At 73.3% G+C, this 15,001-nt stretch carries 1 protein-coding gene and 1 pseudogene; both read left to right on the top strand.

The genetic code is table 11. The features are described 5' to 3' along the window. Positions 1-97: 97 nt before the first annotated feature. Positions 98-8,806 (top strand): annotated as a pseudogene (locus ABD256_RS19885) (type I polyketide synthase); the annotation flags it as partial. A 14-nt stretch (positions 8,807-8,820) separates the two neighbouring features. Then, positions 8,821-14,901: an SDR family NAD(P)-dependent oxidoreductase gene (locus ABD256_RS19880; RefSeq protein ID WP_344420598.1), complete on the top strand. Its 6,081-nt coding sequence runs from the start codon at positions 8,821-8,823 to the stop codon at positions 14,899-14,901. Positions 14,902-15,001 lie beyond the last annotated feature (100 nt).

Here is a 15,001-nt window from a genome sequence, read left to right as displayed (position 1 = left end):
GGACGGGGACGCGCGGCTGCGCGAGTATCTGAACACGGCGGTCGCGAGCCTGCGCGAGGCCAATCGCAAGCTGCGCGAGGTGACCGAGGCCCGGCACGAGCCGATCGCGATCGTCGGGATGAGCTGCCGGTACCCCGGCGGTGTCCGCACACCCGACGAGCTGTGGCGGCTGGCCGCCGAAGGCAGGGACGCGATCACGCCGTTCCCCGCCGACCGCGGCTGGGACGTCGCCGGCCTGTACGACCCGGAACCGGGAAAACCGGGCCGGACCTACGTCCGCGAAGGCGGGTTCCTGCACGACGTCGCGGGATTCGACGCGGAGTTCTTCGGGATCAGCCCGCGGGAAGCGCTCGCGATGGACCCGCAGCAGCGTCTCCTCCTCGAACTGTCGTGGGAGGCGATCGAACGGGGCGGTATCGACCCGCACGCGCTGCGCGGCACCGCCACCGGCGTGTTCACCGGGGTGATGACGAGCGGCTACGGCAGCGGGCCGCACGAGGGCGGCACCGCGGCCGACGACTACCTGCCGATCGGGACCGCGGTGAGCATCGCGTCCGGCCGGATCTCCTACACGCTCGGCTTCGAAGGGCCGACGCTCACCCTCGACACGTCGTGCTCGTCGTCACTCGTCGCGCTGCACCTCGCCGCGCAGGCCCTGCGGCGCGGCGAATGCTCGCTCGCGCTGGCAGGCGCGGCGCTGGTGATGTCGACGCCGCTCGCCTTCGTGGAGTTCAGCCGCCAGCGCGCGCTTTCCCCGGACGCGCGGTGCAAGCCGTTCGCGGCGGCGGCCAACGGCACGGCGTGGGCCGAAGGCGCGGGCATGCTGCTGGTCGAGCGCCTCTCCGACGCGCAGCGGCTCGGGCATCCCGTGCTCGCGGTGCTCAAGGGCAGCGCGATGAACTCCGACGGCGCCAGCAACGGGCTCACCGCGCCGAACGGGCTGTCCCAGCGCGCGGTGATCGAGCAGGCGCTCGCCGACGCCCGGCTCGGCCCCGCCGACGTGGACGTCATCGAGGCGCACGGCACCGGCACCACGCTCGGCGACCCGATCGAGGCGGAGGCACTGCTCGCGGCGTACGGGCGGCGGCGTACGGCGGACCGGCCGGCGCTGCTGGGCTCGCTGAAGTCGAACATCGGGCACGCGCAGGCCGCGGCCGGGGTGGCGGGCGTGATCAAGCTCGTGCACGGGATGCGGCACGGGCTGGTGCCGGCCACGCTGCACGTCGACCGGCCGACCCCGCACGTCGACTGGGACTCCGGCGCGCTGCGGCTGGTCACGGAACCGACGCCGTGGCCGGAGACCGGCGCGCCGAAGCGCGCGGCGATCTCGTCGTTCGGGATCAGCGGCACGAACGCGCACGCCATCTTCGAGGAACCGCCCGCACGCCAGGAAGATCCGCGCGAGATCCGCGACCGGCTCGTGCCCTGCGTCCTGTCCGGTTCGACCGCGCGGGCACTCCGCGCGCAGGCGGCGACGCTGCTGTCCCGTCTCGGCGAATCCACTGTGGACGAATTGCCGGTCGGCGACATCGCGTACTCGCTGGCCACCGGAAGGGCGGCACTCGAACACCGCGCCGTGCTCCTCGCCGAGGACGCCGCCGGGTTGCGCGCCGAACTGACCAAGCTCGCTGACGGCGGCTCCGGACCCGTCACCGGTTCCGTGCGCGACGTGGACCTGGCGTTCGCCTTCACCGGCCAGGGCAGTCAGCGCGCGGGGATGGGACGGGCGCTGGCCGAGGAGGTCCCCGAGTTCGCGGCCGCGTTCGACGAGGTGTGCGCGCTGCTCGACCCGGCGCTGCCCCAGCCGCTTCGCGAGGTCTTCTTCGACGGCAACGGCCCCGTCGACCGCACCGATTTCGCCCAGGCCGGGCTCTTCGCGCTCCAGGTGGCGCTGTTCCGCACCCTCGAAGCGTGGGGTGTGGTGCCCGAAGCGCTCATCGGGCACTCCATCGGCGAACTGGCGATCGCGCACGTGTCCGGCGTGCTCTCGCTCGAAGACGCGTGCACTCTCGTCGCCGCGAGGGGCGCGCTCATGCGGGACCTGCCGCCCGGCGGGGCGATGGCCGCGATCCAGGCGACCGCCGCCGAACTGGAGCCGACGCTCGGCGAGCACGTCTCGATCGCGGCGCTGAACACACCGTCCTCAACGGTCGTCTCCGGCACCGAGCACGCCGTCGCGGAACTCGTGCGCGCGTGGGAAGAGCACGGTCGCAAGGTAAAGCGGCTCGCCGTCGGCCACGCGTTCCACTCGGCGCTCATGGAACCGGTGCTCGCCGAGTTCCGCCGCGTCGCCGAGGGCCTGACCTACCGCGCACCCGAGATCCCGGTGTTCTCCACGCTCACCGGGCGACTCGCCGCCGACGGCGACCTCACCACGCCCGGGTACTGGGTGCGCCACGTCCGCGAGCCGGTCCGGTTCTCCGACACCGTGCGGGCACTGGCCGACGGCGGTGCCGGGCGGATCCTCGAACTGGGACCCGACGGCGTGCTGACCGCACTGGCCCGCGACTGCCTCCCCGACGACGCCGAGCTGATCCCGGCGTTGCGCGCGGACCAGCCGGAATACCAGACCCTGCTCTCCGCCGTGGCCGAACTGCACGCGCGCGGATCCGTTGTGGACTGGAGCGCGGTGCTGTCCGGTCAGGACGTACGCCGGGTCCCCTTGCCGACCTACGCCTTCCAGCACGAGCGCTTCTGGCTTGGCGGCGAGCGCCCGGCGCCATCCGGCCGGTACCGGATCGAGTGGCGCCCGGTGCCCATCCCGGAACGCACCACCGTGGACGGAACATGGCTGGTCATCGGCGACGGCGAACCGCACGAGGCGGTGTGCGCCGAGGCGCTGCGACGACGCGGCGCGACAGTGGTCACCGAGCCCGAGCCAGGACTCGCCGGGGTGGTGGCGCTCCGGCATCGGGACCTGATGTCCATTGTGGACCTACTGCGGGATGACGCGCCGGTGTGGTGCGTCACCAGCGGGGCCGTTTCGGCGGGTGAGCGGGTGCGCGATCCTGGGCAGGCTCCGGTGTGGGGGCTCGGCAGGGTGGCCGCGCTCGAACTCCCCGATCGCTGGGGCGGGCTCGTCGACCTGCCCGCCACGGTCGACGAAGCGGCGGGCGACCTGTTCGCCGCCGCGCTGGTCTCCGGGGAGGACCAGGTCGCCATCCGGGACGGCCTCTTCGGACGGCGCCTGGTCAAGGCACCCGAGCAGACCCCGGCCCCGTGGTCGCCGGGAGAGACCGTGCTGATCACCGGCGGCACGGGAGCACTCGGCGCCGAGGTCGCGAAATGGCTCGCGCGCCGGGGTGCCGGGCACCTCGTGCTCACCAGCAGGCGCGGTGAGGCCGCGCCCGGCGCGGCCGAACTGGTGACGGAGCTGACCGAACTGGGCGCGGGCGCGGTCACGATCACCGCCTGCGACGTCGCCGATCGCGACGCGCTCGCCGCCCTGCTGGCCGAGCACCCGCCGGACTCGGTGGTGCACGCGGCCGGGGTACTCGACGACGGGGTGCTCGAAAGCCTTGACGGCGAACGGTTCGACCGCGTGCTCGCGCCCAAGGTGGACGGTGCGCGAAACCTGCACGAGCTGACCGGCGGGCTGCGTGCGTTCGTACTCTTCTCCTCGGCGTCCTCGACCGTCGGCAACGCCGGGCAGGCGAACTACGCGGCGGCCAACGCCTATCTCGACGCACTCGCCGAGCAGCGGCACGCGGACGGCCTGCCCGCGACCTCGATCGCCTGGGGCGCGTGGGCGGCCGGGATGGCGGACGAGGTGACGGGCGGCGCCGACAAGCTGCGGCGCGGCGGCATGACCCCGCTGCTGCCGGACCAGGCCATCACCGCACTGGACGGCGCGATCGGCGCGAACGAGCCCTGCCTGACCGTGGCGAACGTCGACTGGGCGCGGTTCGCGCCCGCGTTCACCGCGGCGAGGCCGAGCCCGCTGCTGGCCGAACTCGTCGACAACGGGCCCGAAGAGCATGGAGGAGCAGTCCGGCTCGACCTCCTGCCCGCGGCCGAACGCGAGCGTGCCGCGCTCGACCTCGTCCGGGAGCAGGCCGCGATCGTGCTCGGCCACGCCGGGCGTGCCGCGGTGTCACCGTCGAAGCCGTTCCGCGAACTGGGTTTCGACTCGCTCACCGTGGTCGAGCTGCGGGGCAGGGTGAACGCGGCGACCGGGGCGCGGCTGGCGCCGACCGCGTTGTTCGACCACCCCACCCCCGCCGCGCTGGCCGCCCATCTCACCGGCGCGCTCACGGCGACGGCCACACCGAAGGTGTCCACAGTGGACCCCGTCGGTGCCGAGGCCGACGATCCGATCGCGATCATCGCGATGAGCTGCCGGTTCCCCGGCGGGATCCGCACCCCGGAACAGCTCTGGGACCTGGTCGCGGCCGAGGGCGACGCGATCTCCGGGCTCCCGTCCGACCGCGGCTGGGACCTCGGCTCACTGATCGACGACGATCCCGACAAGCCGGGCACCACCTACGCCCGCGGCGGTGGCTTCCTGCACGACGTCGCCGAGTTCGACGCGGAGTTCTTCGGCATCTCACCCCGCGAGGCCGCTGCCACCGACCCGCAGCAGCGGTTGCTGCTCGAAATCGCGTGGGAGGCGTTCGAGCGCGCGGGCATCGACGCGACGACGGTGCGGGGCAGCCGCACCGGGGTGTTCGCGGGTGCCAACGGCGTCGACTACATTCTCGCGTTGCGCGCCAACGCCGTCGCGGAGGGCTATCTCGGCACCGGCGGGGTGTCGAGCGTGATGTCGGGCCGGATCGCCTATTCGTTCGGCTTGCAGGGCCCCTCGATGACCATCGACACGGCCTGCTCGGCGTCGCTGGTGGCGCTGCACCTCGCGGTCGGTTCGCTGCGGCGCGGCGAATGCTCGCTCGCGCTCGCGGGCGGGGCGACGGTGATGTCCTCCCCCTTGCTGCTCACCGAGTTCAGCAGGCAGCGCGGGCTCGCGCCGGACGGGCGCTGCAAGGCGTTCGCCGCCGCGGCCGACGGTACCGGCTGGGGCGAGGGCGCCGGCATGCTGCTGGTGGAACGGCTTTCCGACGCGCGCCGCAACGGGCACCCGGTGCTGGCGATCGTGCGCGGCACCGCGGTGAACTCCGACGGCGCGAGCAACGGGCTGACCGCGCCGAACGGGATCGCCCAGCAGCACGTGATCGAGCAGGCGCTGGCGGACGCGAGGCTCGCGCCATCGGAGATCGACGCCGTCGAGGCGCACGGCACCGGCACCAAGCTCGGCGACCCGATCGAGGCACAGGCGCTGCTGGCCGCCTACGGCCAGGACCGGCGCGCCCCGCTGTGGCTCGGATCGGTGAAGTCGAACATCGGGCACACGATGGCCGCGGCGGGTATCGCCGGGGTGATCAAGATGGTCGAGGCGATGCGGCACGAGACCCTGCCCGCGACCTTGCACGTCGACGCACCGACCCCGCACGTCGACTGGTCGGCAGGCGCCGTGGAGCTGCTGACCGAGGCATGGCGGTGGGACGAGGACGGCCACCCGAGGCGCGCGGGGGTGACGTCGTTCGGGATCAGCGGCACCAACGCGCACGTCATCATCGAACAGCCGGAAGCGGTACCCGCCGCGCGCTCGGTGTCCGCTGTGGAAACGACGGTCCTGCCGTTCACCGTTTCCGCGCACAGCGAAGCGGCGCTGCGAGCACAGGCACGGCAGTTGTCCAAGGTGGACGCGGAACCGGCCGACTTCGCTTACTCGCTCGCGACGACCAGGGCCGCGCTGCCGCATCGCGCGGTCGTGACCGCCGACGGCGACGGCGAACTCCGCGCCGGGCTGGCCGCGCTCGCGGCCGGGTCCGCCGCCCCCGGTGTCCAAACGGGACTCGCCGTGGAAGCGCCGAGGCTCGCGGTGCTGTTCACCGGCCAGGGCAGTCAGCGCGCCGGGATGGCGGCCGAACTGGCCGCCACCCATCCCGATTTCCGCGAAGACTTCGACGCCGTCGTCGCGGAGCTGAACGGGCATCTGGCCGTGCCGCTGGAGAGCGTGCTCGCGGGTGAAGCCGAATCGGTGGACGACACCGGGTACACCCAGCCCGCGCTGTTCGCGGTGGAAGTAGCGCTTTACCGGCTCTTCGAGCGGTGGGGGGTGGTGCCGTCCCTGCTCGCCGGGCATTCGATCGGAGAGCTGGCCGCCGCGCACGTCGCCGGGGTGCTGTCCCTTGAGGACGCTTGCGCGCTCGTCGCCGCTCGGGGCAGGCTCATGCGCGACCTGCCCGGCGGTGGTGCCATGGCGGCGCTGCGGGCGACCGAGGACGAGGTGCGCCCGCTGCTGACCGACGCGGTCGCGCTCGCCGCTGTCAACGGCCCCGAGTCGGTGGTGGTCTCCGGCGACGCCGACGCGGTCGACGAACTGGCCGCGACGTTCGAAGCACGCGGGCGCAAGGTGAAGCGGCTGCAGGTCAGCCACGCGTTCCATTCGCCGCGCATGGACCCGATGCTCGACGAGTTCGCCCGTGTCGCGGCGCGGATGACCTACTCGCCGCCGCGGATCCCGATCGTGTCCACGGTGACCGGGCGCATCGAGCCCGGCGTCGCGACCCCGGAGTACTGGGTGCGCCAGATCCGCGAGCCCGTCCGCTTCCACGACGGGGTGCGCGGCCTGGCCGCCGAGGGCGCCACGGCGTACTTGGAACTCGGGCCGGGCGGGACGCTCGCGTCGATGACGAGGGACTGCCTGGACGCACCCGCCCCGGCCGTCGCGGCACTGCGCGCGGACCGGCCGGAGACCCGCGCGGTCACCGAGGCTCTCGGCGCACTGCGGGTCCACGGCGTGCCGATCGACTGGGACGCGTACTTCGCCGGGCACGGCGCGTCCCGCGTTCCATTGCCCACCTACGCTTTCCAGCCACAGCGCCACTGGCTCCCGCCTTCAGCCGCCAAGGCGGGAACCGGCGAGGATCCGTTTTGGACGGCCGTCGATCTCGGTGACGCGGACTCGCTCACGAGGACGCTGGGGCTCGACGAGACGGCGCGCGGGTCGCTCGAATCACTGCTGCCCGCGCTCGCCGCGTGGCGGCACCGGAAGTCCACGGTGGCGCGGTGGCGGTACCGGGTGGCATGGCGCCCGGTACCGGACGTGGCTCCCGCGAGCGCGCTGGGCCGCTGGCTCGTGCTGTCGCCGCCCGCCACGCCGCTCGCCGACGACTGCCGTGCCGCGCTGGCCGCGCACGGCGCCGACGTCACGGTCGCCGAAGTGGACCCGGCGACGCCGGAGTGGCCGGAACTCGCCGGTGTGGACGGTGTTCTTTCCCTGCTGGCACTGGACGAACGCGGAGAACCGGTCCCGGCAGGGCTCGCCGCGACCGTCTCGCTCGTACAGTCCGTTGTGGACGGACCACGCGTCTGGTGCGCCACGACCGGCGCGGTTTCGACCGGTTCCGGTGACCGGCTCGACTCGCCGGTGCAGGCGCAGCTCTGGGGGCTCGGCCGGGTGGCCGCGCTCGAACTCCCCGGTCGCTGGGGCGGGCTCGTCGACCTGCCGCCCCGGCTCGACGCCCGCGGCGGTGAACGACTCGCGGCAGTGCTGTCCGGACGAGCGGAACGCGAGACCGCGATCCGGCAGCACGGCACGTACGTCCGCCGCCTGGTACGCCCGCCGTCGGGACCGCCTGCCCGGAGCTGGCGGCCGTCGGGCACCGTGCTGGTCACCGGGGGCACCGGCGCGCTCGGCGCCGAAGTCACCCGGTGGCTGGCCGAATCCGGAGCCGCGCACGTGGTCGTGACGAGCAGGCGCGGCGAGGACTCCCCGGACGCCGCCCGCACGCGGGCGGCCGTGGCGGCCACCGGAGCCGAGCTGACGATCGCGGCCTGCGACGTCGCCGACCGCGGCCAGCTCGCCGCGCTGCTCGCCGCGCACCCGCCGACCTCGGTCTTCCACGTCGCGGGCGTTCTCGACGACGGGATCTTCGACGCGCTGGACCCGGAAAGGTACGCCACCGTGCTCCGGCCGAAGGTGCTGGGCGGGCGGAACCTCCACGAGCTGACCGCGGACCTCGACCTGTCGGCGTTCGTGCTGTTCTCCTCGGTGACCGCGACCGTCGGCAGCGCCGGGCAGGCGAACTACGCGGCCGCGAACGCCTTCCTCGACGCGTTCGCCGAAGCTCGTCGTGACCAGGGGCTGCCGGCCACCTCGGTGGCGTGGGGACCGTGGGCAGGCGGCGGGATGGCCGCCGACGGCGCGGTGGTCGAAGCGCGGCTGCTCCGCGGTGGCCTCGCCGGGCTCTCGCCCGCGCTCGCGATCCAGGCGCTGCAGGAGTCGCTGGACCGGGACGACACCGTGGTGACGGTCGTCGACGTCGACTGGCCGCGGTTCGGCGAAACCCGTCCGGAACCGCTGTTCGCCGAGGTCGCCGAGGTTCCCGCGGTGACCGGCGATTCGGCGCCGCTGCGGGAAAGGCTCGCGTCGCTGCCGGTCGCCGATCGCGCGGGGGAACTGGCCGAGGTGGTCAGGGCGCAGGTCGCCGCCGTGCTCGGGCACGCCGGGAACACCGCGGTACCGCTCACCAGGCCGTTCAGCGAACTCGGCTTCGACTCGCTCACCGTGGTCGAACTGCGCAACCAGCTCGGCGCCGCGACCGGGGTGGCGCTGCCGAGCACGGTGGTGTTCGACCACCCGACGCCGAAGGCGCTCGCCTGCTTCCTCGCCGACCAGTTCGGCCCCGCGCCGGAACCGGCGGCACCTCCCCGGTCGGCTCCGCCGCCGGACGACACCGATCTGGACACGGCGAGCCTTGCCGAACTGCTGGACCTCGTCGACGACGAACTGAGCCGCTCCTAGGAATGGTGGAGACGATGGCGGAAGACCGGAACGGCACGGAGGACCGGGTCGCGGAGGCGATCCGGCGGCTCACCCTGGAACTGCGGCAGACCAGACGCCGCCTCGCCGATGCGGAGAACCGCGCTCGCGAGCCCATCGCGATCGTGTCGATGGCGTGCCGGTTCCCCGGTGCCGCCGACTCCCCGGAGTCCTTTTGGGACCTGCTGGCGGCCGGGACCGACGCCGTGACACCGTTTCCCACCGACCGCGGCTGGGACCTCGCCCGGCTCGACGACCCGGACGCCTCGCCGTACGCCCGTGAAGGCGGTTTCCTCTCCGGCGCCGCGGACTTCGACGCCGGTCTCTTCCGGATCGCACCGCGCGAGGCGATCGCGATGGACCCTCAGCAACGCCTGCTGCTGGAGACCTCGTGGGAAGCGTTCGAACGCGCGGGGATGGCCCCGTCCGCACTGCGGGGCAGTTCGACGGGGGTGTTCGCCGGCACCAACATGCAGGACTACCAATGGCTTCTGATGCGCACCGGTGACCGCGCGCACGAGGACTACATGGCCACCGGCAACGCGGCGAGCGTGGTGTCCGGCCGCGTCGCGTACTCGTTCGGGCTCGAAGGGCCCGCGGTCAGCGTGGACACCGCGTGCTCGTCTTCGCTGGTCGCCGTGCACCTGGCGTGCCAGGCGCTGCGGCAGGGCGAGTGCTCGCTGGCGCTGGCGGGCGGCGCGTCCGTGATGACCCAGCCGCAGCTTTTCGTGATCTACGGCAGGCAGCGCGCGCTGGCCGCCGACGGCCGGTGCAAGCCGTTCGCGGACCGCGCCGACGGGATGGGCTGGGGTGAGGGCGCCGGGATGCTCCTGCTCGAACGGCTCTCCGACGCGCGGCGCAACGGGCACCCCGTGCTCGCCGTGATCCGGGGTTCCGCCACCAATTCCGACGGCGCCAGCAACGGCCTGACCGCGCCGAGCGGTCCCGCGCAGCAACGGGTGATCCGCGCCGCGCTGTCGTCGGCCGGGCTGACCGCCGAGGACGTCGACTTCGTCGAAGCACACGGCACCGGCACCCCGCTCGGCGACCCGATCGAAGCGCGCGCCCTGATCGGCACCTACGGCGAGGGCCGCGACCCCGACAGGCCGCTGCTCCTCGGTTCGGTCAAGGCCAACATCGGCCATACCCAGGCCGCGGCCGGGGTGGCAGGGGTGCTCAAGGCGGTTCTCGCGGTACAGCACGGGTTCCTGCCCCCGACGCCGCACCTGGACACGCCGTCGTCGCATGTGGACTGGTCGGCCGGTACCGTGCGACCGCTCGGCGACGGGGTGCCGTGGCCGGAGACCGCGACGCGACGCGCCGGGGTTTCCGCGTTCGGGGTGAGCGGGACCAACGCGCATCTGGTGCTCGAACAGGCACCACCGGAGGACGGCACCGCCGCGGCCGAGGTCACCGGCCCGGTGCCGATCGTGCTCTCCGGCATGACCGAGTACGCGCTGCGCGCGCAGGCCGCGCGGCTGCTGTCGCATGTGGACGGAACATCGGCGCTGACGCCGGGCGCGGTGGCCCGTGCGCTGGCGACCTCGCGCGCCGCACTGCCGGAGCGGGCGGCGTTCGTCGCGGCGGACCGCGAATCGCTGACCGCCGGGCTGTCTTCGCTGGCGGACGGCAAGGAGCCGGCCGGGCTGGTCAGGGGCGGCGGCGACGGCACCGGCAAGATCGCGTTCGTGTTCCCCGGTCAGGGTTCCCAATGGGCCGGGATGGCGGTCGACCTGCTCGCCACCGCACCGGTGTTCGCCGCCAGAATGGCCGAGTGCGCCGAGGCGCTTGCCGCGCACACCGACTTCGCGCTCCTCGACGTGCTCGACGACGTGCTCGACGACGCTGGCGCGCTCGAACGGGTCGAGGTCGTGCAGCCCGCGTTGTTCGCGGTCATGGTGTCGCTGGCCGCGCTGTGGCGTTCGCGGGGCGTGCGACCGTCTGCGGTGGCGGGCCACAGCCAGGGCGAGATCGCCGCCGCCTGCGTCGCCGGGGCGCTCGACCTCGACGACGCGGCCATGGTCGTCGCGGTGCGCGCGAAAGCGCTGGCCGCGCTCGCCGGTGAAGGCGCCATGCTGTCGGTAGCGCTCCCCGTCGGCGAACTGCCGTCCGGTGTGCACGTCGCGGCCGTCAACGGGCCGCGCTCGGTGGTCGTGTCCGGCACGGTGGCCGAGCTCGACGCGCTCGCCGCGAACCTCACCGCGGACGGGGTGCGCGTGCGGCCGATCCCGGTCGACTACGCCTCGCACTCGCCGCAGGTCGACCGGATCCGTGACCGGCTCCTCGCCGACCTGGCCGCGGTCATCCCCAAGGTGCCCGAAATCCCGTTGTACTCCACGGTGACCGGGGAACCGGTGCGCGACGCGGCGCTGGACGCCGCCTACTGGTTCCGCAACCTGCGCGAGCCGGTGCGGTTCGACCTCGCCACCCGCCGGCTCATCACCGAAGGGCACGGGTTCCTCGTCGAGGTCAGCCCGCATCCGGTGCTCCAGCTCGGAATGCGGGAAACCCTCGACGACCTCGGCGCCGACGCGGTCGTGACGGGTAGCCTGCGCCGGGACGAGGACGGCACCGCCTCGTTCCACACCTCGCTGGCCGAACTGCACGTCAACGGCGCGGAGGTGGACTGGTCCTCGGTGTTCCCGCGGACCGGCCCGGTGGCCGGGCTGCCGACTTACGCGTTCCAGCGAAAGCGCTTCTGGGCCGGGCCCGATCGTCCCCCGCACCCGCTGTTCGACGGTGAGGAGCGCGACGGCGACCGGCTCGTGCTGACCGGGCGGCTGTCCACAGTGGCGCAGCCATGGCTCGCCGATCACGTGGTGCGCGGCCGGATCGTCGTGCCCGGTACGGCGCTGCTCGAACTGGCCATGCGCGCCGCCGATCTCGTTGGCTGCCACCGCGTGGAGGAACTCACCTTCACCGCGCCGCTGGCGGTGCCCGAGCACGGCGGCATCCGGTTCCGGCTCCGGGTCGAGGATGCCGACGAAGCCGGGAACCGCGTGTGCGCGGTGGAATCGACCGAATCCACCGTGGACTGGAGAGTGCACGCCGAGGGCGTGCTCGCCCGCGATGGTGTCGAATCCGCCACCGGCGGAACCTGGCCACCACCGGAGGCGCGCGCGGTCGACACCGGCGGCAGGTACGCCGATCTCGCCACGCTCGGGCTCGACTACGGCCCGTCGTTCCGCGGCCTGCGCTCGGCTTGGCGGCTCGGTGACGACGTGTACGCCGAGGTGGCGCTGCCGACCGGTTCGCCTGCCGGATTCGGGGTTCACCCAGCCCTGCTGGACGCGGCGCTGCACGCGATCGGCATCGGCGGCCCCGCCGGTGCGGGCGCGCTGCCGTTCGAATGGCGCGGAGTCTCCTGGCACGGCGCCGCGACCGACCGGTTGCGCGCGACCCTCTCCCCCGCCGGTCCTGACGCGGTCTCCGTTCTCGTGACCGACTGCGCGGGCTCCCCGGTGCTCACCGCCGACCGGCTCGCGCTGCGCCCACCGGCCGCCGAACCCTCCGATGTGGACACCACCGACGCGTTGTTCGTGGCGGAATGGACGGAGACCCCACCCGTCGCGCGCCAAGTCGGCTCCTGCGCGGTACTCGGCTCCGATCCGCTCGCGCTGACCGTCGCCCTGCGCGCCACCGGGACCACTGTGGACCGGTACGCCGATCTCGACGCGCTGTGCGCCGGCGAGGCGGCCCCGGAGTTCGTGGTCGTCACCCTTCCCGGAGACGGCGCGGACCCGGTCACGGCCACGCAGGAGGTCTCCCGCCGCGGTCTCGCGCTTCTGCAGCGCTTCCTCAGCGAGGACCGCCTCGCGGCCAGCAAGCTCGTCGTCGTCACCTCCGGTGCGGTTGCGGTGAAGCCGGGGGACGATGTTCCCGACGTGGCGGCTGCGGCGTTGTGGGGTCTCACCAGGACCGCGCAGGCCGAGAACCCCGGCAGGGCGGTCCTGCTCGACTGCGTGGACGCCGGTCCCGAAGTCGCCGCCGCACTCGCGCTCGGCGAGCCGGAGATCGCTGTCCGCGACGGCAAGGTGCGGGTGCGCAGGCTGGCCCGCGCCACCCCGGGCCACCGGGCCGCCGGGTTCGGCCGCGCGGACGGCACGGTCCTGATCACCGGCGGCACCGGCACCCTCGGCGGCCTGCTCGCCCGGCACCTGGCCCGGTCGCACGGCGTCCGCAGGCTCGTGCTGGCCGGGCGGCGGGGTGCGGACGCACCCGGCTCCGCCGAACTGCTCGCCGAACTGACCCGCCTCGGCGCCGCGGCGGAGGTGGTGTCGTGCGATGTCGCCGACCGCGAGTCCGTCACCGCCTTGCTCGCGGACATCCCCGCCGAGCACCCCTTGACCGCCGTCGTGCACGCGGCGGGCACCCTCGACGACGGCATCTTCGACTCGCTCACGCCGGGCCGCCTGGACGCGGTGATCCGCCCGAAGGCCGTCGCCGCGACCGTCCTGCACGAGCTGACGGCGGGACTCGACCTCGCCGAGTTCGTGCTCTTTTCCTCCGCCGCCGGCACTTTCGGGAACGCGGGACAAGCCAACTACGCCGCCGCGAACACGGTGCTCGACGCGCTCGCCGAGCACCGGCGGTCCCGCGGCCTCCCGGCGCGGTCGCTGGCATGGGGCCTGTGGGCACAGCGCAGCGGCCTGACCGGCCAACTGTCCGAAAAGGACCGCCGCGGACTCGCCGCGAACGGCTCGGTGTCGCTGGGCACCGATGAAGGCCTCGCCCTGTTCGACGCCGCGCTGACCGCCGACACCCCGGTGGTGATCCCCGCACGGCTCGACCTCGGCGCGCTCGTCCCCGCCCCCGCGCTGCTGAGCGGACTCGTCCCGGCCGCCACACCCACGAGCGCCGATGAGCCGGAGCCAGGCGGTGACGAACTGGATCTCGTCCGCGAACACGCCGCGGCCGTGCTCGGCTACGACGGGCCGCAGGACGTCAAGCCGCGCCAGGGTTTCCTCGAGCTGGGCTTCGACTCGCTCAGCGCGGTGAAGCTCCGGAACCGGCTGAGCAAGGCGATCGGTGCCAGGCTGCGCGCGACCGTCGTGTTCGAGTACACCACCCCGCTGGACTTGGCCGCACACCTGCGAGAACTGCGCGCCGGCGACCGCACCGCACCCGCGACGACGGCACCGGAGTCGGAGCCGGAGCCGGAACTCGCGGAACCCGCCGGCCCGGTACTGTCGACGGCGCAGTTCGCGGTCCGCGGCGTAGGCTCCGGCGGCACGCTCGGCGCGTTGTTCGCCGAAGCGATCGCGCGCGGTGAGCTGACGGAGTTCCTCGAAACGGCTCAGCCGCTGCGACGGTTCAGGGCGAAGTTCTCGGGCCCGTCCGATTTCGAGGTACAGCCCGAACCGGTCCGCCTGACTCGCGGCCCGCGACGTCCGGCCGTGGTGTGCATCGGTGGCATAGTGGGCAAAGCGGACCCGTCCCACTACGCGCGCTTCGCGTCCTCGTTCCGCGGCACCCACGACGTCTGGGTACTGCGGCAACCCGGCTACTACACCGGAGAACTGCTCCCGGATTCCGTGGACGCCCTGTTCCGCACCCACGCCAAGTCGCTCGAAAAGTACCTGGAAGCGGGCCCGTTCGTCCTGGCAGGCCAGTCGGCCGCCGGCCTCATCGCACACGCGTTCGCAAGGCACCTCGAACGAGCGGGCACGCCCGCCGGCGGCGTGGTCCTGCTCGACACGTACTCGCCCGGCCAGGACGACGTACTCGGCGAAATCGCCTACGACCTCAACGCCGCCATGATGCAACGCCAGGGCGAAGAGGTCGCCGCCGCCGCCGACCGCTGGGGCGACGCCTGGATCACCGCCATGTTCCAGTACGCCAACCTCGACTTCACCCCCGAGGAAAGCCGCACCCCGACCCTGCTGCTGCGAGCCATGGAACCGCTCGCTCCCGAATGGACGGACGGCTGGCAGGCGCAGTGGAACTTCGAACACACCGTGATCGACGTCCCCGGCGACCACTTCACCATGATGGAACGCTACGCGGACTTCACCGCGGCCCAGGTCCGCGACTGGGTCACCACCGCACTGCCCGAACCGCGAAGTCAAGGAGCCTGACCAACCGGTGGTTCTTTCGGTGTAACCACGAGCTGTCGAACTGCACCTCGGTGGGGATCAACTGTCCAAACACGACACAGGTGCACAGCTCAGCCACGTG

This window comes from Amycolatopsis minnesotensis (assembly GCF_039529815.1).
Taxonomy (GTDB): Bacteria; Actinomycetota; Actinomycetes; order Mycobacteriales; family Pseudonocardiaceae; genus Amycolatopsis; species Amycolatopsis minnesotensis.
This window is presented reverse-complemented; position numbering and strand designations above follow the sequence as displayed.

Excerpts from the sequence above, each read along its gene's own strand:
- ABD256_RS19880 (WP_344420598.1), top strand. The coding sequence starts at position 8,821 with ATGGCGGAAGACCGGAACGGCACGGAGGACCGGGTCGCGGAGGCGATC.